Origin of the sequence: Streptomyces sp. NPDC050988, assembly GCF_044456225.1 — a bacterium.
Taxonomy (GTDB): domain Bacteria; phylum Actinomycetota; class Actinomycetes; order Streptomycetales; family Streptomycetaceae; genus Streptomyces.
Genome location: NZ_JBITFQ010000019.1, coordinates 17864 through 40548, shown reverse-complemented (window position 1 = coordinate 40548; position 22685 = coordinate 17864). Strand labels below are relative to the sequence as shown.

Sequence of the window (22685 nt, the reverse complement as noted above, 5' to 3'; positions counted from 1 at the left end):
CCGTCACCGGGGAAGGCCGAGGACGACGTTGCCGGACAGTTCCGCCGCCTCGGCGAGCAGCTGCGCGGGGATCTCGAAGCCCTCCGGTCGTGGCTCACGAAAGCCACGGCCCGCGTGGCGGAACATCTTCTCCAGCCCTCTCCAGCCCTCCGGGAGTCGAGATGAGCAGTAGGCCTGCCTTCTCGGAGGTGATGCGGTCGCCGTGCGGGATGCGCCGGGGCAGGAAGACGATGCCACCCTCCCGCAACTCGAGCTCCTCGTCTCCGGCCCACACCAGCGCAGAACCGGCCAGGAGCAGGAAGACCTCGTCCTCGTTGTTGTGCACGTGGAACGGTGGAGCCTCGCCCTTGCTGACGTCGAAGCGTCCGACGGTCAGCTGCCCTCCGGTCGCCTCGGCGTCGAGCAGGACGCTGAAGACACTCCCGCCGATCCACTCGAGTTGCTGCTGGTCCTCACGTTGCGCGAGGTAGGGGATGCTCATGGCCGGTCCTCGGGATCCGTGGGCGGCGGCGCCGTCCTCCTTTCCGCAACCCTGCGCCGCACCACTGCCCGATCTTCATGTTCTGCGGTGCTCGGTCGGGTCCAACGCTGCCCACTCCGTGCGCTCACGAGGTCATGAGGTCGGGCCGATGAGACCTCGCGTGCGCCCGATCGCCCCGATCGATCCGATCCACCCGCCCGGGACGGCACCGGAATTCGCGGAGGAGGTCAGTTCCAGCTCCGTCTGCGATGGCTGGAACAGCGGCACGCCACACTCTTCGAATTCGAAGCAGTAGACTCCGGTCATGCCCGATTCACCGCCGTCGCTCGACCCCGTGCAGCTCGGCGCCTACTTCGACCTCGTCGAGGTGACCAGCCTGCTCCGGCATGCGGTCGAGCAGCAGCTGCGCGAGACCGGTGATCTCAGCTATGTGCAGTTCCAGCTGCTGGCCCGCCTCGGAGACTCGCCGACGGGCAGCCACCGCATGACCGACCTGGCCGACGGCGTCGTCTACAGCCGCAGTGGCCTGACCTACCAGGTGGGTCTGCTCGAAAAGGAGGGCCTGGTCGTCCGCGCTCCCTCACCGGACGACGAGCGGAGCATCACCGTCACCATCACCGATGCCGGGCGCGAGCTGCTTGCGAAGGTGCTGCCGGGCCACGTCGAGGTGGTCAGCGGCCTCCTGTTCGAGCCGCTTTCGCGCGACGACGCCAAGGCTCTCGCGGGCCTGCTGGCGCCGGTACGCGACCACATGCGCTCGACGCCGCCCCGCTCGGCCGCGCCTCGCCGCCGCAAGGGTGAACCGTAAGGACTCGACAGGCGTCGGAGCCCCGGAGACCGCAGAGGATCACCACGAGTGTGATCAGCCGCGCGGCAGGATCGGTCCACCGGTCGACGTTCGCGGACTGTTCGCGTGGGGTGTGGCGTGTGGGGTATGGGCGGAATCCGAGGGTCCGCGGTGCGGGGTCCGCTGGGGTTCGCGGGGTGAGTGATCGCAAGCCAACTCACGCTCTGCCAGTTCCACGTGCTCCCACTGAGGTCCGCCTTGAACTGCTCGGTCTACTGGGGAGGCCTATTCGGCCTAGATGCCCCGCACGGATGACAGATGGATGCCGCGTCGACCCAAGATCAGCACCAGGCGTCATTCTCAAACCACTTGGCAATCTCAAAGGTCAGCGCCCCACCAGCTGCCAACTCGAATCGGACGGGACAGCGGGTCGCGCCTGTACGTCGTTCGCGTTGAACGCCGACGCCTGCAAGGCCAAGCGGCCGCGCCGGGAACATCCGGTCCGGTCGGCACAGTTGCATCGACCGAGGGACCGGCGCCGCAGGGGCGGGGAAAACGGAGACCACAGGTCGGCCGCCCCACCAGGACCCGGGCCCCAGATCGCGGCACGCCCGCCGCGCTACTTGGATCAAGACGTATTTTCGCTGGAGGACTGTTTTGATGACTGACCGGCCCTTGACGCTCATGGCAGTACACGCTCACCCCGACGACGAGGCCACCGGAACCGGAGGGGTCCTCGCGCGATACGCGGCGGAAGGCATCCGCACGGTTCTCGTGACGTGTACCGACGGTGGTTGCGGTGACGGACCTGGGGGTGTCAAGCCGGGCGATCCCGGCCACGATCCGGTGGCCGTCGCCTTGCTACGCCGTCATGAACTCCAGGAGAGCTGTGACGTCCTGAAGATCAGCGACCTGGAGATGCTGGACTATGCCGACTCCGGGATGATGGGCTGGCCGAGCAACGACGCCCCCGGATCCTTCTGGCAGACCCCCGTGCAGGAAGGCGCGGCCCGACTCGCGGAACTCATGCGACACTACCGTCCTGATGTCGTCGTCACCTACGACGAGAACGGCTTCTACGGCCACCCCGACCACATCCAGGCCCACCGCATCACGATGGCGGCGCTGGAGATGACCGCGCTGACACCGAAGGTGTACTGGACCACGATGCCCCGCTCGGGGATGCAGCGGTTCGGGGAGATCATGCGCGAGTTTCATCCGGACATGCCGGAGCCGGACCCCGCCGAGGCTGCCGCGATGGCCGAGATCGGCCTCCCCGACGATGAGATCACCACGTGGGTGGACACCACCGCGTTCAGCGGCCAGAAGTTCGACTCGTTGGCCGCGCACGCCAGTCAGGGCGAGAACATCTTCTTCCTCAAGATGGGCAAGGAGAGGTTCGGCGAGTTGATGGGCATGGAGACCTTCGTACGTGTCCAGGACGCGACCGGCGCGGCCATACCCGAGAACGATCTCTTCGCCGGACTGCGCTGATCCTCCCGGTCGGCCTCCCGGTCGGTCAGCCGGCCGACCGGCCGGAAATGCTCATCGGCCGCATAGCGCGATCGAGCGGGGCACACACCCGGAGGCCGGTCCACGCGAGTTGCGCTCCGGCAGCTCGCGTCCGGGCCCTCGCCGACGGCGCCGACGTGTGCCCGCACTGCCCACCCGACACCGCGCTCGTCCGCGAGCCACCTGGCAACCGCACAGTTGGGGGACTTGCGGGCTGCTGACCCGGAAGGTGCGCGACAGTCCATGTCCCGGGCCCGGCGGTCTGCTCCGATCAGGACAGACCGCCGGGGAAGTGACACGAGGCTGAGGCTCCCATGTCCGACACCGTGAGACAACGGAAGAAGCAGCGGGTCACGAGTGCGGTCTCCGACACCACCGCGAGGCCCTGCACGGCTGTGGGATCTCACGTCCCGCCGCGCGCACTCTCCGTGTTCCTCGACGAACTCGCCCACCGCGCACGGCACATCGAACTGGCCGGCGAGCCCCGCCGCAACACCTCCCACCCCGGCTGCGGTTACGCCTCCCTGCCCGTCTCACTCTCCGCGTGCCCGGACTGTGGGTGGGCTATTCTGCGCGCATGCGCGGACAGTTCACCGGCTGGCCGGAGCAGGCCCTGGACGTGTTGTGGCAGCTCCAGGGGGAACCGACCCACGCGACCCGCGAGCGCTGCCGCGCGGACCGCGAACGCCTGGTCCGGCAGCCGATGATCGCCCTGCTCAACGCGGTCGCGGACACCGACCCTCGGTACGAGGACTTCTCCGTCTGGCACTACCGCACCGACTCCTGGTGGTGGCAGAACCAAAGCGCGGTGATCCGACTCGGCCGTAAGATCGAGATCGGTCTCCGGTTCTCGCTGGACGGCCTGCGGATCCAGGGCGCGTGGTGGTACCCCGATCCCGGCCAGGTGGACATGTTTCGCAAGGCCGTAGCCTCCGAGGGGAGCGGCCGCGAACTGTCCGCCATCGTCGAGGACGTGCGGAAGAAGGGCTACGACATCTCCGGGGACGTGATGAAACGCTCCCCGCGCGGCTATCCGACCGACCACTCCCGTACGAACCTGCTGCGCCACCGTTCGCTGATCGCCGCCCGTCCCCTCGGCTGCGAGGAGTGGCTGCACACCCCCGAGGCGGTCGACCGGGTCCTCTCGGCCACCGCCGACCTGGACGCCCTGTTGATGTGGCTGGTCCGCCACGTGAAGCGCACGGCCTGACATCACGAGGGCGCCGCGCTCGGAAGGTGATGCGCACCTTCAACGCCAACAGGTCGTCCATCGCCCGACAACCGTCCGGCGACCGTCCAGCACCTCGGCCAGGGAGTTGGCCCGGTCGAAGACCGGCCCCGGGTTGTGCCAGAGGTGTCACCGATCGGCGACCTGAAGGGCTTGTGGGCAGCCACGGGTGGCGCCTTCGGCGACGAAGGGGGGCGCGGTCGCGGCAGACAATCTCGATGCTGGGCCGCTCGGCGAGCCAGGCCGCCAGTTTGTCCGCTGGGCGTACTCGTCCACGCCAACTCACGCGGGGCGTGACGGCAGAAGGGCAGAGCAGCGCGGCGATCAGCCTCAGCAGCGTGTTCTGGTTGACCGAGGACCCGAACGCGTCCGCCCCCCCCCCCCCCCCGGGCGCCGGCCCGACCCGCGAGCACAAGACCCACCTAGACCGAAGCCGATCGCAGCCTCTCGGTCCCTCGGCCGAACTGGTGGGTAAACCCGGACACTTGCCCGACTCCGCTGACACGCCCTCCACTTGAGGAGAACAGCAACTCGTCCAGCTGCGCGCGTACTTCGTTCACGGCGCAGCACTGTCGACCACACCGCACTCCGGCCGGGCGATCTTCGGGCGGACTTCAGTGGTCGAAGGCGATCAGTGCGTGCATGAACGGCTGGCCGCGCATGAAACTGGCTCCCTTCATCAGGCCCCTTGGAATCGGTCTTCTAGGCTGGCACGGTGACTGATGAGGGGGAGCCGGTGCAGCCGTCGGGAGTGTGGGCCACGGCGGTGGGGGTGGCCAGGGTGCGGGCGCTGGAGACCGAGCGGGAGAACGCGCTGTTCCGCGATCCCCTGGCACAGGCCTTCGCCACCGCCGGCGGCCTGTGGCCCTCCTCGCTGCCGCTGCCCGATGACGCGGCCGCGCGACGCCGCCGGTTGGCCGTGGCGTTCTCGATCGTCATCAGGACGAAGTTCCTCGACGACCTGTTGCAGCAGGCCTCCGGGTCCGGGGTCCGGCAGGTTGTGCTGCTCGGCGCCGGAATGGACAGCCGGGCCTTCCGGATGGACTGGCCCGAGGGCACCCGGCTGTTCGAGGTCGACACCGCCGCGCCACTGGACTTCAAGGCTTCGGTGCTGCGTCAGGAGCGGGCCGTCGCACGCTGCGAGCGGATCACCGTCGCGGTGGATCTGCGTGAGGACTGGCCAGGCGCGCTGGCCGCCGCAGGGCACGACCCGGCCGTGCCGACCGTGTGGATCGCCGAAGGACTGCTGATCTATCTGCCCGAGGATGCGGTGGAGGTACTGCTGGCCCGGATCAGCACGCAGTCGGCGGCAGGCAGTCGGATGGGTCTGACATTGGGCTCGCGTGGCGTGATCGAGCGTTTCGGCGCGGACGCCGCGCAGGGATCGGCGGCGTCCATGTGGGTCTCGGAGATGCCCGACGACCCGGTGGGCTGGCTGGCCAGGCACGGCTGGGAGGCCGACATCCACACCCTGCGCGAGCGCGCCGCCGCCTACGGCCGCCCGATCAGCACCCCGCCACAGCACGAGGAGCGGCCTGGCGGACTGATCTCGGCGGTCCGCCGGTAGAGCGCCTCCCGGTTCCCTGGATGATCGGTTCCAAGGGGCCCAGTGAGTGGAGCCAGGTTCATGCGCGGCCAGCCGTTCATGCACGCACGCGCTGACCGCCTACGACCACTGAAGTCCGCCAGAAAATCGTCCGGCTGGATGGCGGTGTGGTCGACAGTCCTTCGCCGGGAACGAAGTGCTGCCGCGTTGGTCCGTCGCTCGAACCTGCGGGTGAGGCCGGGTACTTGCTCGGGGTCGGGGAAGGTTCTCTGCTCGCAGGATTCCTCCTGGCAGATGAACCTCCGCACCCGCAACGACACTGCCCGCCGTCGGCAGATCACGAGGAAATACGGCGAAGAACTGTCGACCACACCACCGCCTAAGGGGGCTGTCCCGTAACTACCGTTCGTCGTCTGTGCCGGCGGACTCTTGGATGCGTTGCCTGGCGGTTTGAGCGGCGGTACGCGGCAGGATGCTCAGCCTTGCGGCTCCTGCGGCTTGACGTCGAGCTCCCGCAGACTTTGGTCCTTGAGCTCGGTGCGGGCCTCCGTGCGGTGGCCACGGGCGATGTAGTCCCGCACGATCGCCTCGACCGCGTCCTGGGGCGAGCCGATCCCCGCCAGGACCATCACTTCCACTACGAGTTCGGCGTCGAGATTGATATTGACCTTGGCCACCGTGCCCCCTTATCGCGTCGCAGCCGCACTCTAGCTGCTCATGGTTCCGTAGCATTCGCTCAAGATTCGATCTCAGGGAGGTCCCGAATGGGATGATCTTGCTGTGGCTGGTGTGATCACGGCGTCGGAGCCGTCCTGGATAGCCCGTTCACCGGGCTGCGTCCGCGTCAGTTCGACAGACTGATTCACCGCGTTGCGGCGCGAGGGCGCGGATCCGGTCCGGAAGGGCCGGCCATGGAGCCTGCGGCTGGAGGACCGGGTCCTGCTGGTCGCCACGTACTGGCGCATCAACCTCACCCTGCGCCAACTCGCCCCGCTGTTCGGTATCTCGAAGTCGGCCGCAGACAGCGTCATCGACCACCTCGAGCCGTCGCTCTCCAGCAGTGCAGGCGGTTCCGCAAGGACACCGTGCTGATCGTGGACGGCACACTGGTGCCCACCCGCGACCACACCGTCGCCGAGCAGTCGAGGAACTACCCGTACTCCACCAACCACCAGGTCGTCATCGACGCCGACTCGCGGCTCGTCGTCGCTGTCGGCCGGCCGCCGCCCGGCAACCGCAACGACTGCAAGGCGTGGGAACTGTCCGGCGCCAAAGCCGCCGTCGGCAGGACCACAGCGATCGCGGACGGCGGCTACCAGGGCATCGGCCTGGTCATCCCGCACCGCCGCGAGCCCGGCCAGGCCGAACTCCGGGCCCGGAAGGGCCGGTCGTGCGGTGGTCATGGTCGCGGCCTTTCGTGGGGTGGTGGCGGACGGTCGGGTGAGGAGAGGGTCGGCACGGGAGGCGCCGAGCCAGCAGGGCCGACGTATGGGGCGACCGGCGGGTCAGAAGGTGGCCTTGCCGCGGACCGGGACGTAGTCGGTGTACTCGGACTCCTTGGCCAGCAGTCCGTCGAGCTGCGCCACGATGGCCTGGGCGGCCTCACCGGCGAAGATCCGGTGGTGGTCCTCCTCGCTGGTCCAGCCCTGGGTGACGTGGACGATGTCGGGGCTGGAGGCGGACCGGGAGGCGAGGTAGACGACGCAGTGTTCGCTTGCGCCGGGGCTGCCTTCGTTCAGGCCGGTCAGCAGCAGTTCGACCAGTTGGTCGCCCATTGCGGGCTTGGCGGTCAGGGTGGCGTTGAAGCCGTAGTTGGCCATCATGGCTGCCCTTTTCTCGGTGGGGGAGTGAGGTGACTCCATTCAACTGAGCTGACCCGCGGAGACGTCAGAACGATGCTTGCTCGTACTTGCACAATCCTCGTGCACACGGGCGGTGCGACACGGCGTGGTGACGCAGCGGACGCATATACCTCAAGGATCGAAGATCTCCGCACCTTGCTGGCCCGTCCGACCGCCCGTGGTCGACAGCCGTCACGTGTACGTGGCCCCCGACCGCGGCATCGCCGCCATCAACCTGCCACGTGGCCCGACGGTGACTCCCGATCCGGGGTATCGGGGCCCGGCTACCGCCTCGGTCCCGCGACGGCGTAGGCCGTGGTGCCGACGACCGTGAGGGCAAGGGCCGTCCAGGTGCCCGCTGCCGTGCCGGGAGGCAGCAGCATCCACGTCGCCACCTCCATCGGCGCACTCGTCGGGGGCGGGGCGAAGAACGAGAACATGAGCCAGGCGAACGGCAGGGTCCATGCGTGCTGGCCGCCGGAGAGCGCGGCGCCCAGGGCGACCAGTCCCATCAGGCCCGCGCTGTCCCGGACGATGAACGCGGTGGTGGCCATGGGCGCGCTCATGGTCTGCACTGGCAGCAGCGCCGCGGCGACGACCGCGCCGGCGAGCAGCACGTGCGCCGCTCTGCGGGGCACCCAGCGGAGCGCGGCCGTCCGGTCCAGCGCGAGGTCCTGCCCGCTGAGCCCGATCGAGAAGGCCATCGCCCCCGTGGAGAGGACGAGCGTGGGCAGCCGTGGATCACCGGGGCCCGCGCCCTCGTCCCGGGCGAGTGCCCACACCGCCACCACGCCGATCACCACCGCGGCGAGCGATGCGGGTATCTGACGCGAGCGCGCGTACAGCGTCAGCCATCTCACCGGGAGGCACCGCCGGACAGCACCTCGAACGGGTCGCCCTCGCAGGAGAGCGCGGCGGCGTGCATCGCGTTGATCCGCGAGATTTGCTCGGCCCGGGGAAGCGCCTTGAGTTTCCTCCACACCGGGCGGGTCTCGGCTTCGGCCTCGCGGCGCATACTCGCCGGTGTGCCGCCGAGCGGCTTGAGGTCCCCGAGGACCCAGCCCACCGCGACGGTCTGCGCGAATTCATCGCCCCCGAAGCCGCTCCAGCCGACGGGAGTGCACCCTGGCACCATGCCTTTGGCGATCAGGGCCCGGGTGAGCTCCTTGCCCTTCGCGGCGGCGACGATGTTGTCGTCGAAGTCGAGGAGCACGGTTTTGCGGGACCACTGCGGCGTGGAACCCTCCGGTAGTACGGCGGTGTTCTCCCGGACCGAGACCGGCGCCTGATCGCCCAGGGCTCCGTGCAGCAGGCGCAGCGCCTCCTTGCCGGGACCCGCGAGGTCCGCGAGTCGTGCCTGCTGCGTCTTCGTCACGCACACCGGGCCGTCGCACACCAGCTTTGCGGCGGCCTCGTCGACGACGTACATCCGGCGTGAGTCGGTGGGGAGGATGAGCAGGGCGATCGCCGCACCGGCCAGGAGAGGCGTCAGAGCGGTCAGTCGGGCGCGCCGGGTGGCGGCGACCAGCAGTGCGAAGCCGGTCGCGGCCATGCCGAGCAGCCAGAGCGTCTGCCCGACGTGCACGGAGGCGGAGAGCGTGACGAATGCCTCGCGCGCGTCTTCCACCGTCGGTGACAGGAGCGAGAGCCGGTTCGGTTCCGTGCTCGGGAACCCGTCCGCGGTGTCCGTCTCCGTGCGGCCCAGCGACATGTGCATGAGGGCCGTGAACACGAAGGCGCCCATGGCCAGTGCGGGCGGGGTGAGCGGGGACGGCAGGGCCCTCCCGGCCCCCATGCCCAGCACGGCTCCCGCGACGAGGAAGAGTGCCCCCACCAGCGAGATCGGCAGCCACCCGAGGTGTGTGTACTCGGTGTGGGCGAGCACCTGGACCCCACCCACGAGGACGAGGAACGCGAAGGCCGATGCCAGCGTGATCGCCGTCGCGCCCGCCAGAGTGGCCGCGCGGTGCCGGGCGGGCCGCGGGGTGCTCGTCAGCAGCTCGGACATCTTCGAGCGGTGGTCGCGCAGTCCCTGCAGCGCCCCGAGCCCCACGGCGAGCGGCCACAGGTAGAACAGCAGGGAGCGGGTCCATAGCGCCAGTGGCGTCCACTGGGCCGTCCACGCCGTGGTGCCACTCCACCAGGCGCCGTTCAGCAGGTACAAGAACGCCAGCGCGGGTGCCAGGACCACGAGGCCGGCCCACGGGGCGACCGAACGCCTCAACTCGATACGCAGGACGCGGCCGTTCACCAAGTGCCCCTTCCCTGCTCGGGGTTGAGCAGCAGGGCCGAGTAGCCGCGCTCAAGCGGGCTGTCACCCACGTGTTCGGGGCCGCCCGCCGAGGCCAGTTCGTCCGGAGGGCCCTGGAAGACCAGCCGACCCTCGGCGAAGAGCACCACGTCGGTGCAGGCGGCGGCGACGTCCTCCACCAGATGGGTCGAGACGAGCACACAGGTGTCCGTACCCAACTCCTGCAGCAACTCGCGGAAGCGCAGCCGCTGCGCCGGGTCCAGGCCGACCGTCGGCTCGTCGAGGAGCAGGATCGTCGGGTCGTTGACGATGGCCTGGGCGATACCCACCCTGCGCACCATGCCGCCCGACAGGGCCTTCATCCTCTCGTCGGCGCGGTCCGCCAGACCCACCCGCTCGACGGCGCGCTGCACCGCCGCGGGGATGTCCGCCTTGGGCACCTCCTTCAGCCACGCCATGTACTCGACGAACTCGCGCACCGTGAAGCGCTTGTAGTAGCCGAACTCCTGCGGCAGATAGCCGATCCGGCGGCGTACCGCACGGTGCTCGCCCATGCCGCCCACGGACTCGCCGAGCAGCTCCAGGGCGCCCTCGGTGGGACGCAGGACGGTGGCCAGCGTCCGGATGAGGGTGGTCTTGCCCGCTCCGTTCGGGCCGAGGAGGCCGTGCACACCGGTGCCCAGCGACAGGTCGAGGCCGTCGACGGCCATCCGATTCCTGCCGACCCTGACCTTCAGCCCGGTTGCCTGGATCTCCCAGGCGTAGGCCGTCGGTGCGATGTCGGCCGCGCTCACGGCGGACGTCATGTGGTGTTTCCTTCCCATGTTCTTTCCGATGGTCATCAATGGGCTCCCAGCACGGTGTACGCGCCTCTGCGGGCGATCACGACACCGATGCCGAGTGCCAGGATCAGCCCCCACGCGGGCAGGCCGTCCGTCTGTAGGGCGAAGGTCGTACGGCTGGTGGCCAAGGTCGGCGCCACGACCACGGCGGCCCAGACAGTAGCGAGCACGACGGCCGCGCGGGTCACACCGACGACACCGCCCAGCGCCAGCGTCGTGGCCGTGAAGGCCAGGCAGGGCAGCAGCCACTGCGCCACCATCACCCCCGTGACCCATCCGCCCACCAGCAGCGCGGGGACGACCACTCCGAGCACGGACGCGGTGCGCCTCAGCACGAGATACAGCCCGGCCCTGGGCACCGAGGCCGTCAGTTCGTACGCCGGGTCCAGACCGCGCGACCAGGACGCCGCGACGCCGAGCACGGGCAGGACCGGCGCGAACAGCAGCACCAGCGACACCTCGGCGGAGCCGGTGTCGGACAGGTCGAGCAGCAGGGCCAACAGAGTCACCCCCACGACCATGGCCAGCCACGGCACCATCGTGGGCGTCATCCACCTCGACAGCGGCGCCGACCAGCGCCGTCCGCGCGGCATCGTGGCGGTGACGGCGATTTGGGGTTCGAGGCCGGACCACACGGTGTCGACGAGCGACGCCACGGCGGGCACCCCCGCACCGACAGCGGCGGACAACCGGTCACGGCACACCCGGCACATCTCCAGATGCGCCTCCACGGCCCACACTTCGTCGGCGGCGAGGTCCGCGCCGCCACGCACGTAACTCTCGATGATCCGCTTCGACGCGTGTTCGATACTCATGCCAGCGCCCTCCGCATCTCGATCCGGGCCCGGCGGGCACGGGTCTTGACCGTGCCCTCGGGCAGCCCGAGCAGGACCGCGGTCTCCCGGACGGACAGCCCGTCGAGCACCATGGCCTGCAGTACCTGTCTCAACTCCGGCGCGAGACACCGCAGCGCGTCCCCGACATCGCCGCCGACGGTCTCCGCGAGCGCCAACTCCTCGGCGGCGGGCGCCGCGTCGGGCACAGCGGCGGCCGGCGGCGGCTCCGCGTGGTGGGCCCTGCGCCGGAACGCGTCGACGAGGCGGCGCGCCGCGATCGTCCACAACCAACCCGTGGCCGTCCCTCCGACCGCGGCCCCGGCGAACGCGCCCGCCGCGCGCCACACCGCCAAGTAGGTCTCCTGCATGACCTCCGCGACGATCTGCTCGTCCACACACCGGCGGCGCAGCCGCACCGCCATCCACGGCGACGTACGCCGGTACAGCTCCTCGAACGCGGCACGGTCGCCCTTTGCCACGAGCCGGACGAGACGCTCCTCGTCCACCTCGTGCAGCGCTGCTCTGACTGATCTCACACCTGCTAGACGCCCGGCCCGGGCGACAGGTTTTCCCATTGCCGTGATCCACGTCACGCAGGTGGTCCTGCTGTCGTGGGCCTTTGGGTATCGGTTATTCGGCAAGGTCCGAACAGTGAGGATCTGCCAGGCGCGGCCGAACGGGCCGTGGATGTCGCGCCGGACGGTGCTGGTGGGGCCCGCGATGACAGTGTCTCCAGGCCGGTCCAGCGGCCCTCCGGCTGCAGGTACAGCCGCGCCTCCGGCCCGACCGGTACACCCAGCGGCGTGGGTCGTGCGTTACGGGGGTCGCGGCACCGACGCCTCGCACCTGGAGGTCGAGAACATCGGACCGGTCCGAGTCAACGCCCGGTCGACGTACGGCTGTCCCTTGCCTCACGGGCGTCCCGTGTGGCGTCCCCGGGCGCGGCGTCGGCTGAACCTCTGGAGCGGGCGTTGCGTATCAATGTCACAGGGGCAGCTCAGGTCTCTGCCACGGGACGGAAGGAGAGCGCCGTGCCCACCACGCCCGCGTCCGACTCACCGGACGACCGCCCCGCGCTCGAGCCCATCCGCGTGCTGCGACCGCGCCGCACCGACGCGCTGGCCCAACTGCTCGACGAGATACGCCAGGACAAGGACTACCGCAGCCACGGGACCGTGGCCGCACCCGTCCCGCACACCTGGACCGGCGGCGAGACAGAGGAACTCCCGCCTGTCCCCGACGGCATGACGAAGGAATTTCCCGCCCGTCCCCGGCGGCACGGCGAAGGAATTTCCCGCACCCGACGGCGACGCCCGCCCGCCGCAGCCCGTGGGTCGCCCGCGCCTCGGGCCCGGACAGCGCCGCGCGGCCGTGGTGATCGCCCTCGTCGCGGCGGCCGTCGTCGGCTTCAGCTGCTCCCTCCTGATCGCCGGCCGTACCGATACGACTCCGGCCGCACCCTCGGCGAGCGCGTCGGCTGCGCCGGGCGGGGTCGGGGCTGTCGACGCGCTGACCAACCCCGGCTTCGAGTCGGGCAGCCTCGCACCGTGGACCTGCACCGGCAACCCGGGCTCGATCGTCTCTTCCCCCGTCCACACGGGCTCCAAGGCCCTTCAGGGGGCGGTGAGTTCGAGCGACATCGCGCAGTGCAGCCAGACCGTCGCGGTACGGCCGAACACCACCTACTCACTCAGCGGCTGGATCCGCGGCTCCCACGTCTACCTGGGTGTGAACGGCGGCGCCTCCACCTGGGCCACTTCCCCCTCCGGATTCAGCCCACTGACCGTCTCCTTCACTACAAGCGCCTCCCAGACCAGCGCGACAATCTACGTTCACGGCTGGTACGCACAGGGCAGGTACTACGCCGACGACATCACCCTGGACGGGCCTGGTGGCGGTGGCGCCTAACTGATCGTTTCAGGATGAGCGCTTGGGCGGCGGAGACACATGAGGCCGCAGGCCAGTTCGAGGGCGACCGCGGACACCCGGGTCCTGACGTAGGGCGGCGGCGACCAGGCCTTCGAGGGCCTCGCGCGGTACTTCGCCGCCGCTCACCAGCCGGTCGAAGACCAGGCCATCGATGCAGGTCAGCAGGATGTGAGTGCGATTCTCGACGTCCGTCACGCCGTGCGCGGCGAGGAACACCCGGACCGCATCACGGCCGGCGTTCTCGCGGGCCACGAGGATCTCGCGCAGCTCTCGGTCGCGCACACTCTCCACGGCGCAGGCGTAGCGGGCGAGCGAGCGGCGGCGGCCCTCGCCGGTGAGTCGCTGTCGGGCGAGCAGCACCATGCCGTCCACCAGTTCCACGGCGGTGCGCAGCGGTGGAAGCTCTTCGGCCATCGTCTGCAGTTCCGCCTGGTCGAGTTGGACCAGGCGTGTGACCAGTCCGGTGAGCAGCGCGGCTCGGGTGCGGAAGTAGGCCGAAGTGGTGCCGGGCGGCATGGCCGCTCTGCGGTCGACTGCACGGTGGGTCAGGCCGCGGATCCCTTCGTCGGCAAGCACGTCGAGAGCCGCGTCCGCGAGGAGGGTGCGCCGGTCCGAAGCCATGACTCCTTTCTACACCTGTAGAGCCTCGGATAGAGTTCCCTTCTACAGATGTAGAAGGGTGAGGGCTTCGGTATGGGCAACACGGCAGTGGTGGTCGGAGGGGGCATCGGCGGGCTGGCCGCCGCGATCGGACTGCGCCGCATCGGATGGGACGTAACGGTCGTCGAGCGCGCGTCCATGCTTGAGGACGCGGGGGCGGGCATCTCACTGGCGGCCAACGGCCTGCGGGCACTGGACGAACTCGGCGTCGGCGGCGCGGTACGGGAAGCCTCGCGCGGCCAGTACAACGGCGGCACTCGCACGCCACAGGGCGGTTGGCTGGCCAGGATGGACGGCTCGGCGCTGGAGAAGGCGGTGGGCACACCGATCATGGGCATCCCGCGCTCCACCTTGCACCGACTGCTTCGCGACTCCCTGCCCGCCGAGGCGCTGCTGATCGGTTCCGAGGCGGACTCGGTCGAGCAGATCGGCGCCGGGACGGTTCGAGTCGGCTGCGGCGACACGGTCCTGGACGCCGATCTGGTGGTGGCGGCCGACGGCATCGGCAGCACAGTGCGCAGCCATCTCTTCCCGGCCCACCCCGGCCCGGTCTACAGCAGCTCGACGGTGCTGCGCGCCATCACCGACCAGCCGGTCGACCTGCGCACCGACTTCGAGCTGACCTGGGGACACGGAGCCGAGTTCGGGCACATCGCCTTCCCCGACGGGCGGGCCGAGTGGCACGCCGTCCTCAACCTCCCCGCCGGGACGCGGTTCGCCGACCCACTGGCCGAACTGCGCAGACGATTCCACACCTGGCACGACCCGATCCCCGCCCTGCTCGACGCGACCCGGCCCACCGCCGTGCTGCACCACGACGTCAACGAACTCCGCACGCCGCTCCCCTCCTACACCGTCGGCCGGACCGCGCTGCTCGGCGACGCGGCACACGCGATGACCCCCAACCTCGGACAAGGCGCCTGCCAGGCGCTGGAGGACGCGATCACCCTGGCCGCCGTGCTCGCCACCGAGCCCACCGTTGAGGCCGCGCTCGCTCGCTACGACGCCGAGCGCCGACCGCGCAGCCAGTCCGTCGCGCGGGCCGCCCGGCAGGCCGGGCGGATGGGCCAGCAGCTCTCCCACCCACTGGCCGTCGCCCTGCGGAACACGGCGATGCGGCTGACACCCTCCCGCGTCGCAACGCACATGATCCTTCGGCACCACGCCTGGGTCCCACCACAACTGGGCTGATCCGAAACTGGGCTGATCCGATTCGCGCCCTGCCAACTCACCACCAGACACCGCAGACACCGTCCGAGACAGAGTCGGAGTGCGGGTCGGGCCGTTGGCGGTCACGGTGGGCACGGTGCCCGGGTGCATGCTGATCCTGTTCCGGACCACCTGTGGGGGAGCGGGTGGTTCCACTGCTGCCGCGTCCTCCCGAGCGCAGTACCGCTGCCGCGGGCGACTGCGTGTTCCCGACCGGGCGGCCCTCGTCGACGTCCCGCACGTGCTGCGGACCGGCGTCGAATGGCGCGACGTCCCGACGGAGACCGGGGGCTGCTCCGGGGTGACGGCGTGGCGCCCACTGCGGGACCGGACCGAGGCCAGCGTCACGAACCTGACGACGCGGCAGCTGGGCCAGCTGTTTGGCGTCTCCTCTTCCACGGTGCGCAGGGTCGTCCAGCGGCTGGGCCCGCCGCTCGCGCTTGAGCCGGTGTCCCGCACGGCCGATGTCGCAGACCGGATGAGGATCGTGGACGGCACGCTGATCCCGATCCGTGACCAGAGCGTGCCCGCGTCCAGCCGCAACCACCGGTTCTCGGCGAACGTGCAGGTCATCGTGGACGCGAACACCAGGCTGGTGATCGCGGCCGCACGGCCGGTGCCGGGCACCACCGCGGACGCGCACGCCTGACGCGCGTCCGGGCTGAGCCGGCACCGCCAGGGCGTGACGGCGCTCGGCGACGGCGCCCATCTCAACGGCGGCATGGCGGTAGCCCACCGCAAACGCCCCGGGCGAGCTCTCCTCCAGGCTGAGGAGGACGACAACGCCGAGCACCGTAAGGTCCGAGCCAGCGTGGAACACGTCATCGGCCGCATGGAGAACTACAAGATCCTCCGGGACTGCAGCGGCCCAGCCCTGACGATCCGTATCCTTGCTTCGACACGACCCGGAGGTTGAGTACCCATGGCGCGGCGGCCGAACGTCACGAGCGTGCAGATCGCCCGCGAGGCGGGTGTGGCGCAATCGACCGTCTCCCGCGTCCTCAACGGCGGGAGCGTGGCCCCCGAGACCCGGCGGCGGGTACTCGCTGCGGTTGCCAAATACGACTTCGAGCCCAGCCAGGCGGCGCGGAGCCTGGTAGGTGCCCGCTCGGGGCTCATCGGGGTGGTCATCAGGGACCTCACGAACCCGTTCTATCCGGTGATGGTCAAGGCGATGGAGCGGGTTTTGCACGAGCAGGGCCTGCGCCTGTCGCTGGTCACGGATGTGATGACCGCAGATGAGGGCCTGGCGCTGTTGCGGCGCGAGGGCGTGGACGGGGTCGTGTTCACCTCGGCGGTACGGGACGAGCCGCTGGCACATCGCATGCTGGGTCACGGGATCCCCGTTGTGCTGTGTCACCGTACTCTCGAGGACTTCCCGGCCGACCAGGTGGAGGCCGACAACGACAGGGCCGGCAGGCTGGCTGCCGAGCACCTGCTGAGCCTGGGGCATCGTCACATCGCGATGGTGTGCGGCCTGGCCGGGGCGAGCACGGCGCAGCAGCGCGGCCTCGGATTCCGCGAGCGGGTGCGCGCCGCCGAAGGCGTGACCGTGACGGAGATCGACGGAGCCTACGACTACGCCACCGCCTACGACGCCGTGCGCACCCTCCTCGGCGGCGCAGAGCCGCCCACCGCGCTGTTCTGCCACAACGACGTCATGGCGTACGCGGCACTCAACGCGGCCGCGGCGGCGGGCGTGGCAGTGCCGCGCGAGCTGAGCGTGGTGGGCTGTGACGATGTGCCGCTGTCGGCGTGGGAACGCATCGATCTGACGACGGTGCGCCAGCCGCTGGAGCGGATCGCGCAGGTCGGCGTCGAGCTGCTGCTGGACCGGCTGGAGAATCCGGAGGCTCCTCTCCGGCATGAGGTCCTGCCGGTGGAGTTCGTCGGCCGTTCCACCACCGCTCCGGCGTGAACCGCTTCTGAGACACCTCTTGACGGCTGTGCAGTTCGCTGTTCATGCTGTGGATACGTATCCATTGGATACGTATCCACACTGCGAGCAAAGGAGCTGGGCGTGTCCCGCACCATCAAGGCCGCCACCACCTCGTCCACCGCGCCGTCCGGCAACGACACGGTCGGGCAGACCGTCCGTGAGCTGATCGCCGACGTACGGAGCCGTGGCGACGAAGCCGTCCGCGAGCTGTCGGCGCGTTTCGACCGCTGGGAGCCGGAGTCCTTCCGCCTCGACGGCGAGCAGCTCGCTGAGATCATCGGCACGCTCGACCCCCAGGTCATCGAGGACATCAAGACGGTCCAGGCCAACGTCCGCCGTTTCGCCGAGGCGCAGCGGGAGTCGATGTCGGAGATCGAGATCGAGACCGCACCGGGCGTGTTCCTCGGTCACCGTCACGTGCCGATCCAGTCCGTCGGTGCCTACATCCCCGGCGGCCGCTACCCCCTGACCGCCTCCGCGCACATGACGATCGTGACGGCCAAGGCCGCCGGCGTGCCCCGCGTGATCGCCTGTACGCCGCCGATTCGGGGCGAGATCCCCGCCGCGACCGTCGCAGCGATGCATCTGGCCGGCGCTGACGAGATCTACATCCTGGGCGGTGTCCAGGCGATCGCCGCCATGAGCATCGGCACCGAGACGATGACGTCGGTGGACATGCTGGCCGGGCCGGGCAACGCCTACGTGGCCGAGGCCAAGCGCCAGCTCTTCGGTGAGGTCGGTATCGACCTGTTCGCCGGGCCCACGGAGATCCTGGTCGTGGCCGACGACGACGCCGACCCGTTCGTCGCCGCCGTCGACCTGCTCTCCCAGGCGGAGCACGGCCCGGACTCCCCGGCCGTGCTGGTGACCACCAGCGAGCGCGTCGCCGGTGAGGTGCAGCGGCACATCGACGAGATCCTGCCCGGCCTGCAGACCGGCGACATCGCCGGCCAGGCCTGGCGGGACCACGGCCAGATCATCCTGGTCGATGACCTCGACGAGGCCTACCGCGTTGCCGACGGCTTCGCCTACGAGCACGTCCAGATCCTCACCGAGAACCCCCGTGAAGCGCTGGACAAGATGCACGCCTACGGTGCCCTGTTCCTCGGCGAAGGCACCTGCGTGTCCTACGGCGACAAGGTGATCGGTACCAACCACGTGCTGCCGACCCGTGGCGCGGCCCGCTACACCGGCGGCCTGTGGGTGGGCATGTACCTGCGCACCGTCACCTACCAGGAGGTCCGCGAGCCGAAGTCGTCGGCCGACCTCGGGGTGCTGTGCGGCCGCGCGGCCCGCGTCGAACTGTTCGAGGGCCACGCCCGCTCGGGCGATGTCCGGGCGGCCAAGTACGCCGGTGTCCCGCTGCCGTGGACCGACCACTTCGAGTCCGTCCGCGCCTGACACCACCGCCCCTCCCCACACCCCCGATCAACGGAGATCACATGCCTACCGCCGCTACCCCGACCCCGGAACAGGTCCGTCGTCGATCACTGCAGTCCGGCACCATCGGCGCGATCGTCGAGTGGTACGAGTACACGATCTACGGAGTCGCCGCTGCGCTGGTGTTCGGGAATCTCTTCTTCCCGAACTTCGCACCCGGGGTAGGCCAGATCGTCTCGCTCGCCACGTTCGGCGTCGGCTTCCTGGCCCGCCCGATCGGCGCGTTCGTCGCCGGGCATCTCGGGGACAGGATCGGACGCAAGTCCACGCTGATCCTCACGTTCTCGATCATGACGGTGGCGACTGCGGCGATCGGCTTCGTGCCGACCTACCAGCAGATCGGGGTGGCGGCGCCCCTGTTGCTGTGCGTGCTGCGGCTGGCACAGGGCTTCGCGGTCGGCGGCGAGTGGGGCGGGGCGGCCATCGTCGCTGTGGAGAACGCGCCGCGGGGCCGCCGCGGGTACTTCGGCTCCTGGCCGCAGATCGGGGTCTCTGCGGGACTGCTGCTGGGCACGGCCTCGGTGTCGTTCGCATCGTGGATCTCCGGCGACGCCTTCGAGGAGTGGGGTTGGCGGCTGCCGTTCCTGTTCAGCGTCGTGCTGGCCGGCATCGGCTTCTTCATCCGGCTGCGCGCCACCGAAAGCCCGGCCTTCCTCGCCGAGAAGGCCAAGATGGACGCCGAACTCGAACGCCGCAAGGCGCCTGCGGCGATCCTCTTCCGAGATCACCGCAAGCCACTGCTGATCACCATCTTCGGCCGGTTCGCCGAGGCCGGGAACTACTACCTGTTCACCACCTTCATCCTGTCCTACGTCACCACCACCCTCGGTGCGCCGAAAAGTTACGCTCTGGCCGCGTCGATGATCGGTGCGGCGGTGAACATCGTGATGATCCCGATATTCGGGGCAGTGTCCGACCGCATCGGACGGGTGCGGACCTTCCTCATCGGCGGCGCGCTGATCGTGGCCACCACGTGGCCCAGCTTTGCGCTGATCCACACCGGACACCTGTGGGCGATCGTCATTGGGGTGGTGCTGTTCCTCGCCCTCGGGCACGCCATGGTCTACGCACCTCTGCCCGCGCTGTACTGCGAGATGTTCCCCACCTCGGTGCGGTACTCCGGCATCTCGATCGGCTACCAGATGGCATCGATCCTGCTCGCAAGCTTCACCCCGGCACTGGCCAGCGCGATGGTCCTATGGGCCGACGGCAGCCTGTGGATGGTGATCGGCTTCGTGATCGTGACGACGCTGATCGCGATGGCGGCGATCGCGTTCGCCCCCGACCGCCGGGACCGCGAACTGAGCGAGATCGGCGCCCTTCACAAGCACACCGACACCGCACCGGCCTTCTCATCACGCTGACGCACTTGCCATTGACGACGGGTGTAGGCGCTGTGCGGGGAAGGGCGGAGCCGGAGAACGCCGATCGGACACGGACACGGACACGGACACGGACCTGTACGCCGACCAGGGCTACGACTTCGACAAGTACCGGCGCCTGCTGCTCAAGCGCGGCAGCAAGCCCCTGATCGCCCGAAGTGGCGTCGCCCAAGGCTCAGTACTGGGCGAGGTGTGTTGGGTCGTCGAGCGCGCCTGCGCCTGGCGGCACCAGTTCAAATGACTCTGCGCACCCGCTACGAACGACGCGCCGATCCGCACCTGAGCCTGCTCGCACCAGCCTGCAGCCTCATGCGCCTCCGCCGCCCACAAACCTCATCCTGACACGATCAGTTGGCTACGCTGAACCACCCCGGCCGCACCTCGGTCAGGAGCGGTTGCAGCGACCGCACTGTGGACCGCATGTCCTGATCCGTGACGTCAAGAGGCTCAGGCAGGCCCAGCCCATACCCGCACAGCCGCCAGAGGTCGAAGACTGCGCTCCCGTCGGCTGCGAAGTCCACATCAACCTCAGTGCCGTTGTCGGTCACGAAGCGGCACCCTGCCCCATGAACCTTGTAGCGGCTGTGGCCCCGAACACCTGGCGTGTTGCGGGGCCACAGCCGTATGTGTGCTGGTCAGATGGTGGAGTTGAGTCACCTTCGGGTGCGGCGCAGGTTCTCCTGCGAGGTCAACAGGGCGAACACCTTGTGCTCCTGGTGGTACGCGCGCCACCGCTCGGCCAGCTGGCGGTCGGCGAACTGGCCTCAGCCGTCAGTTCGATCGCGTCCCAGCCGCTGGCTTCGTGGGCGAATGCCGGGCGCGTTCCGTGAACGACGGGCCCCGGTAGTAGCTGACCTGGTAGGCGGTCACGTTGCGCTCGGCTTAGACGCGCATCGCGCTGGGCACCTGCTGTCGGTAGCTCGGTAGCTCGGTAGCTCGGTAGCTCGGTAGCTCGGTAGCTCCGTGCAGGTCGAGAAGGTCCAGCATTCTTCGGCCGTCAGCCCAACTTGCGCGGGCGAAGTCCAGGAGCGGAGAGTCAAGCGGACCCTGGACTCGTCATCATCCGTCAGCGACGTCCAGTCTGTGCCACCAGTGACCGCATGCGCCGGAGCAGAAGCGCTCGCGGCGCCGTTCGTCCGCGATCGCGAGTACCGCGACCAGCAGCCGGAAAGCCTTGCGGCGTTCGTCGGCGGGGACGAGGCCGGCGATCTTCCCCAGTTGCTGGTCGATCGGGCCGCGGGTGATCAGAACCGCGGGCGTATGCGTGGGGCGCAGCCCGGCACGGCGGATGCTCTCCGGTCCGTCTTCGGTGACGGCGCGGGCCTGGACGCAGTGATGACACAGGAACAGCAGCGTCTCGGCCTGCTCCTCCGGGACGAGTGCGTCGAACCACTCGATGCCCTGCGACATAGGGCGCAGCCCCTGGGCGAGTTCGTTGAGTATGACGTCTCGTACGGTCATGACTGCCGCCCCTTGGACATGCGGCGCTCCGCCGCGGAGATCAGGATCCCGAGCAGCATCGCCAGATCGGCCACGCCCTCGGCGTCGTCGGCCCAGCGGGTGGCTTGTAGCGGGTGTACTTGGTCGAGGCGGACACCTTCGCGGGCAAGGACGAAGGCCAGCGCCAGCATGGCTGCGCGGGCGTTACCGTCCTCGAACGGATGGAAGAACAGGACGTCGAGGTAGGTCCGGCTGGCGCGTGAGGGGAGGGGCAGGTCCGGTTGAGTGCTCTCGGACAGGCAGCGCTCGAACCGCGCCTGCGTATCGGGTGTGAGGCCGTAGCGTTCCCGTCCGCCCTTCGCAAAGGCCGGCGCCGTGCGGAAACCGACAGAGGCACGACGCAGCACCGTCCGCTGCCAGTTCGCCATGAGGGCGAAGCTCAGCCGCCTGCCCTGTTCCGCGTCGGCGAGGGCCAGATCGAGCGCGGTCAGGACCCGCTCGGTCCCTTCGGCGTCGCGGATGCCGCGTGTGGTGGTGAAGAAGTCCCGGAAGCCGTCGCGTGCCGGTGCTCCCGCGTCGTTGCGGGTGCCGCTCCAGCACGGCCAGGACATCCGCGTACGAATGCGCAGCCAGTCGGCGAGGGCGTCCTGCTGGTGGCCGGCCCCGGACGTCACTGGTTTTCGTCCACGGTCCGGGCGAACCGCGAACTCACCGCGTCGACCACGACGACGTCCGGTGCGATCCAGCTGCCGAACCGGCCCCCGACCGCGCTTTCCACGATCTCCCGGGCTCGCTCCTCGTCGATGCCGCTGTAGGCGAGGAACCAACCGAGGACCTGCTTGCAATGTCTGTACCAGCCGCTCTCGGCCCCCGTCCGGTCGGCAACCACGGTCACCAGCCGCGTGCACGCGCGTTCCCAGTGCCAGGGATCAACAAGGGACGAGGAGCCGGCCGAGTACGACGGGGGCGCCAAGGCGGCGAAGCGCTCTGCCAGGTCCTCGATCCAGTCACGCCATTCGAGCAGGGCTTCGACAGCCAACGGGGCGGTCACGTCCGCTGTCGTCACGGAATGGGCGGCACAGCACCACACATCGACGATCCCGCCATCGGTGTCGCCTTCACCCACCGACCAGTTCCAGCCGCAGGCCCACCGGCCGAACCGCTCCACCAGGAATTCGGTGACGGGGTCCAACGAGCGCCACCAGAGCTCTTCGACGACGTCAGGGCTGGGCAGCAAGGGTGCCACAAGGCCGGCCAGTGCCTCCGCGGCATCCTCGTCCAACTCGAACGGATGCCGCGACGGGTCCACTTGCTCCCAGGTCAACGTGCGTGCCCACAGTTCGCTCACCACGCCACTCTGCC

Annotated in this window: 22 protein-coding genes and 4 pseudogenes; 12 read left to right on the top strand and 14 right to left on the bottom strand. The window is 69.5% G+C overall.

Annotation, left to right across the window (positions count from 1 at the left end):
* Positions 1 to 94: 94 nt before the first annotated feature.
* Positions 95 to 481: a cupin domain-containing protein gene (locus ACIBEI_RS32010; RefSeq protein ID WP_398893693.1), complete on the bottom strand. Its 387-nt coding sequence runs from the start codon at positions 479 to 481 to the stop codon at positions 95 to 97.
* A 132-nt stretch (positions 482 to 613) separates the two neighbouring features.
* A complete protein-coding gene (locus ACIBEI_RS32005; protein WP_398893692.1) occupies positions 614 to 787 on the bottom strand; it encodes a hypothetical protein in 174 nt (57 codons plus the stop codon).
* Between ACIBEI_RS32005 and ACIBEI_RS32000 the strand changes: the two genes are divergently transcribed.
* The 4 genes from ACIBEI_RS32000 to ACIBEI_RS31985 all read left to right on the top strand — a co-directional run bounded on the left by ACIBEI_RS32000 (position 786) and on the right by ACIBEI_RS31985 (position 5575).
* A complete protein-coding gene (locus ACIBEI_RS32000) occupies positions 786 to 1289 on the top strand; it encodes a MarR family winged helix-turn-helix transcriptional regulator (protein ID WP_398893691.1) in 504 nt (167 codons plus the stop codon). The genes ACIBEI_RS32005 and ACIBEI_RS32000 overlap by 2 nt on opposite strands.
* 639 nt (positions 1290 to 1928) lie before the next feature.
* Complete coding sequence (locus ACIBEI_RS31995) at positions 1929 to 2762, top strand: PIG-L family deacetylase (RefSeq protein ID WP_398893690.1); 834 nt, start codon at positions 1929 to 1931, stop codon at positions 2760 to 2762.
* A gap of 595 nt (positions 2763 to 3357) precedes the next feature.
* On the top strand, positions 3358 to 3990 hold the full coding sequence (locus ACIBEI_RS31990) for a DUF2461 family protein (protein ID WP_398893689.1): 633 nt from the start codon (positions 3358 to 3360) through the stop codon (positions 3988 to 3990).
* 769 nt (positions 3991 to 4759) lie between these two features.
* Positions 4760 to 5575, top strand: a complete 816-nt coding sequence (locus tag ACIBEI_RS31985) for a class I SAM-dependent methyltransferase (RefSeq protein ID WP_398893799.1) — start codon at positions 4760 to 4762, stop codon at positions 5573 to 5575.
* Positions 5576 to 6030: 455 nt separating this feature from the next.
* Here ACIBEI_RS31985 and ACIBEI_RS31980 read toward each other — a convergent pair whose 3' ends face one another.
* On the bottom strand, positions 6031 to 6231 hold the full coding sequence (locus ACIBEI_RS31980) for a type II toxin-antitoxin system VapB family antitoxin (RefSeq protein ID WP_398893688.1): 201 nt from the start codon (positions 6229 to 6231) through the stop codon (positions 6031 to 6033).
* A 103-nt stretch (positions 6232 to 6334) separates the two neighbouring features.
* On the opposite strand from ACIBEI_RS31980, the pseudogene ACIBEI_RS31975 reads away from it, so the two are divergent.
* Positions 6335 to 6924, top strand: a pseudogene (locus ACIBEI_RS31975) (transposase family protein); the annotation flags it as partial.
* Between the two features lie 135 nt (positions 6925 to 7059).
* On the opposite strand, the gene ACIBEI_RS31970 reads toward ACIBEI_RS31975, so the two are convergent.
* The 6 genes from ACIBEI_RS31970 to ACIBEI_RS31945 all read right to left on the bottom strand — a co-directional run bounded on the left by ACIBEI_RS31970 (position 7060) and on the right by ACIBEI_RS31945 (position 11803).
* The gene (locus ACIBEI_RS31970) at positions 7060 to 7377 is read right to left on the bottom strand and encodes a putative quinol monooxygenase (RefSeq protein ID WP_398893687.1); all 318 of its coding nucleotides are present in this window, start codon (positions 7375 to 7377) and stop codon (positions 7060 to 7062) included.
* A gap of 302 nt (positions 7378 to 7679) precedes the next feature.
* On the bottom strand, positions 7680 to 8255 hold the full coding sequence (locus tag ACIBEI_RS31965) for a hypothetical protein (RefSeq protein ID WP_398893686.1): 576 nt from the start codon (positions 8253 to 8255) through the stop codon (positions 7680 to 7682).
* Complete coding sequence (locus tag ACIBEI_RS31960) at positions 8252 to 9646, bottom strand: hypothetical protein (RefSeq protein WP_398893685.1); 1395 nt, start codon at positions 9644 to 9646, stop codon at positions 8252 to 8254. Before ACIBEI_RS31960 ends, ACIBEI_RS31965 begins: the two co-directional genes overlap by 4 nt.
* Entirely contained in the window at positions 9643 to 10452 is an 810-nt protein-coding gene (locus ACIBEI_RS31955) for an ABC transporter ATP-binding protein (protein ID WP_398893684.1), read from the bottom strand. Before ACIBEI_RS31955 ends, ACIBEI_RS31960 begins: the two co-directional genes overlap by 4 nt.
* A 35-nt stretch (positions 10453 to 10487) precedes the next feature.
* A complete protein-coding gene (locus tag ACIBEI_RS31950; protein WP_398893683.1) occupies positions 10488 to 11303 on the bottom strand; it encodes a zf-HC2 domain-containing protein in 816 nt (271 codons plus the stop codon).
* A complete protein-coding gene (locus ACIBEI_RS31945) occupies positions 11300 to 11803 on the bottom strand; it encodes an RNA polymerase sigma factor (protein ID WP_398893798.1) in 504 nt (167 codons plus the stop codon). The genes ACIBEI_RS31950 and ACIBEI_RS31945 overlap by 4 nt, the downstream gene beginning before the upstream one ends.
* Before the next feature lie 985 nt (positions 11804 to 12788).
* Here ACIBEI_RS31945 and ACIBEI_RS31940 point away from each other — a divergent pair.
* Positions 12789 to 13226: pseudogene (locus ACIBEI_RS31940) on the top strand (carbohydrate binding domain-containing protein); the annotation flags it as partial.
* 15 nt (positions 13227 to 13241) lie between these two features.
* On the opposite strand, the gene ACIBEI_RS31935 reads toward ACIBEI_RS31940, so the two are convergent.
* The gene (locus ACIBEI_RS31935) at positions 13242 to 13874 is read right to left on the bottom strand and encodes a TetR/AcrR family transcriptional regulator (RefSeq protein WP_398893682.1); all 633 of its coding nucleotides are present in this window, start codon (positions 13872 to 13874) and stop codon (positions 13242 to 13244) included.
* 72 nt (positions 13875 to 13946) lie between these two features.
* Here ACIBEI_RS31935 and ACIBEI_RS31930 point away from each other — a divergent pair, with 72 nt between their 5' ends.
* The 6 genes and pseudogenes from ACIBEI_RS31930 to ACIBEI_RS31905 all read left to right on the top strand — a co-directional run bounded on the left by ACIBEI_RS31930 (position 13947) and on the right by ACIBEI_RS31905 (position 19865).
* The gene (locus ACIBEI_RS31930; RefSeq protein WP_398893681.1) at positions 13947 to 15104 is read left to right on the top strand and encodes an FAD-dependent monooxygenase; all 1158 of its coding nucleotides are present in this window, start codon (positions 13947 to 13949) and stop codon (positions 15102 to 15104) included.
* Positions 15105 to 15227: 123 nt separating this feature from the next.
* Positions 15228 to 15468, top strand: a pseudogene (locus tag ACIBEI_RS31925) (transposase); the annotation flags it as partial.
* A pseudogene (locus ACIBEI_RS31920) lies at positions 15469 to 15984 on the top strand (transposase family protein); the annotation flags it as partial.
* An 87-nt stretch (positions 15985 to 16071) separates the two neighbouring features.
* Positions 16072 to 17040 (top strand): LacI family DNA-binding transcriptional regulator, encoded by a 969-nt coding sequence (locus ACIBEI_RS31915; protein WP_398893680.1) that lies wholly within the window; start codon positions 16072 to 16074, stop codon positions 17038 to 17040.
* Between the two features lie 102 nt (positions 17041 to 17142).
* Positions 17143 to 18462 carry a histidinol dehydrogenase gene (hisD, locus tag ACIBEI_RS31910; protein ID WP_398893679.1) on the top strand — a complete coding sequence of 440 codons (1320 nt, stop codon included), beginning with the start codon at positions 17143 to 17145 and terminating at the stop codon, positions 18460 to 18462.
* 41 nt (positions 18463 to 18503) lie between these two features.
* Positions 18504 to 19865, top strand: a complete 1362-nt coding sequence (locus ACIBEI_RS31905) for an MFS transporter (protein WP_398893678.1) — start codon at positions 18504 to 18506, stop codon at positions 19863 to 19865.
* Between the two features lie 365 nt (positions 19866 to 20230).
* Here ACIBEI_RS31905 and ACIBEI_RS31900 read toward each other — a convergent pair whose 3' ends face one another.
* From ACIBEI_RS31900 to ACIBEI_RS31885, 4 genes are all read right to left on the bottom strand, one after another.
* Positions 20231 to 20503, bottom strand: a complete 273-nt coding sequence (locus ACIBEI_RS31900) for a DUF6896 domain-containing protein (protein ID WP_398893797.1) — start codon at positions 20501 to 20503, stop codon at positions 20231 to 20233.
* 439 nt (positions 20504 to 20942) lie between these two features.
* The gene (locus ACIBEI_RS31895; protein ID WP_398893677.1) at positions 20943 to 21344 is read right to left on the bottom strand and encodes a DUF5958 family protein; all 402 of its coding nucleotides are present in this window, start codon (positions 21342 to 21344) and stop codon (positions 20943 to 20945) included.
* Positions 21341 to 21997 carry a Fic family protein gene (locus ACIBEI_RS31890; RefSeq protein WP_398893676.1) on the bottom strand — a complete coding sequence of 219 codons (657 nt, stop codon included), beginning with the start codon at positions 21995 to 21997 and terminating at the stop codon, positions 21341 to 21343. The genes ACIBEI_RS31895 and ACIBEI_RS31890 overlap by 4 nt, the downstream gene beginning before the upstream one ends.
* On the bottom strand, positions 21994 to 22671 hold the full coding sequence (locus ACIBEI_RS31885; RefSeq protein WP_398893675.1) for a hypothetical protein: 678 nt from the start codon (positions 22669 to 22671) through the stop codon (positions 21994 to 21996). Before ACIBEI_RS31885 ends, ACIBEI_RS31890 begins: the two co-directional genes overlap by 4 nt.
* Positions 22672 to 22685: the final 14 nt, after the last annotated feature.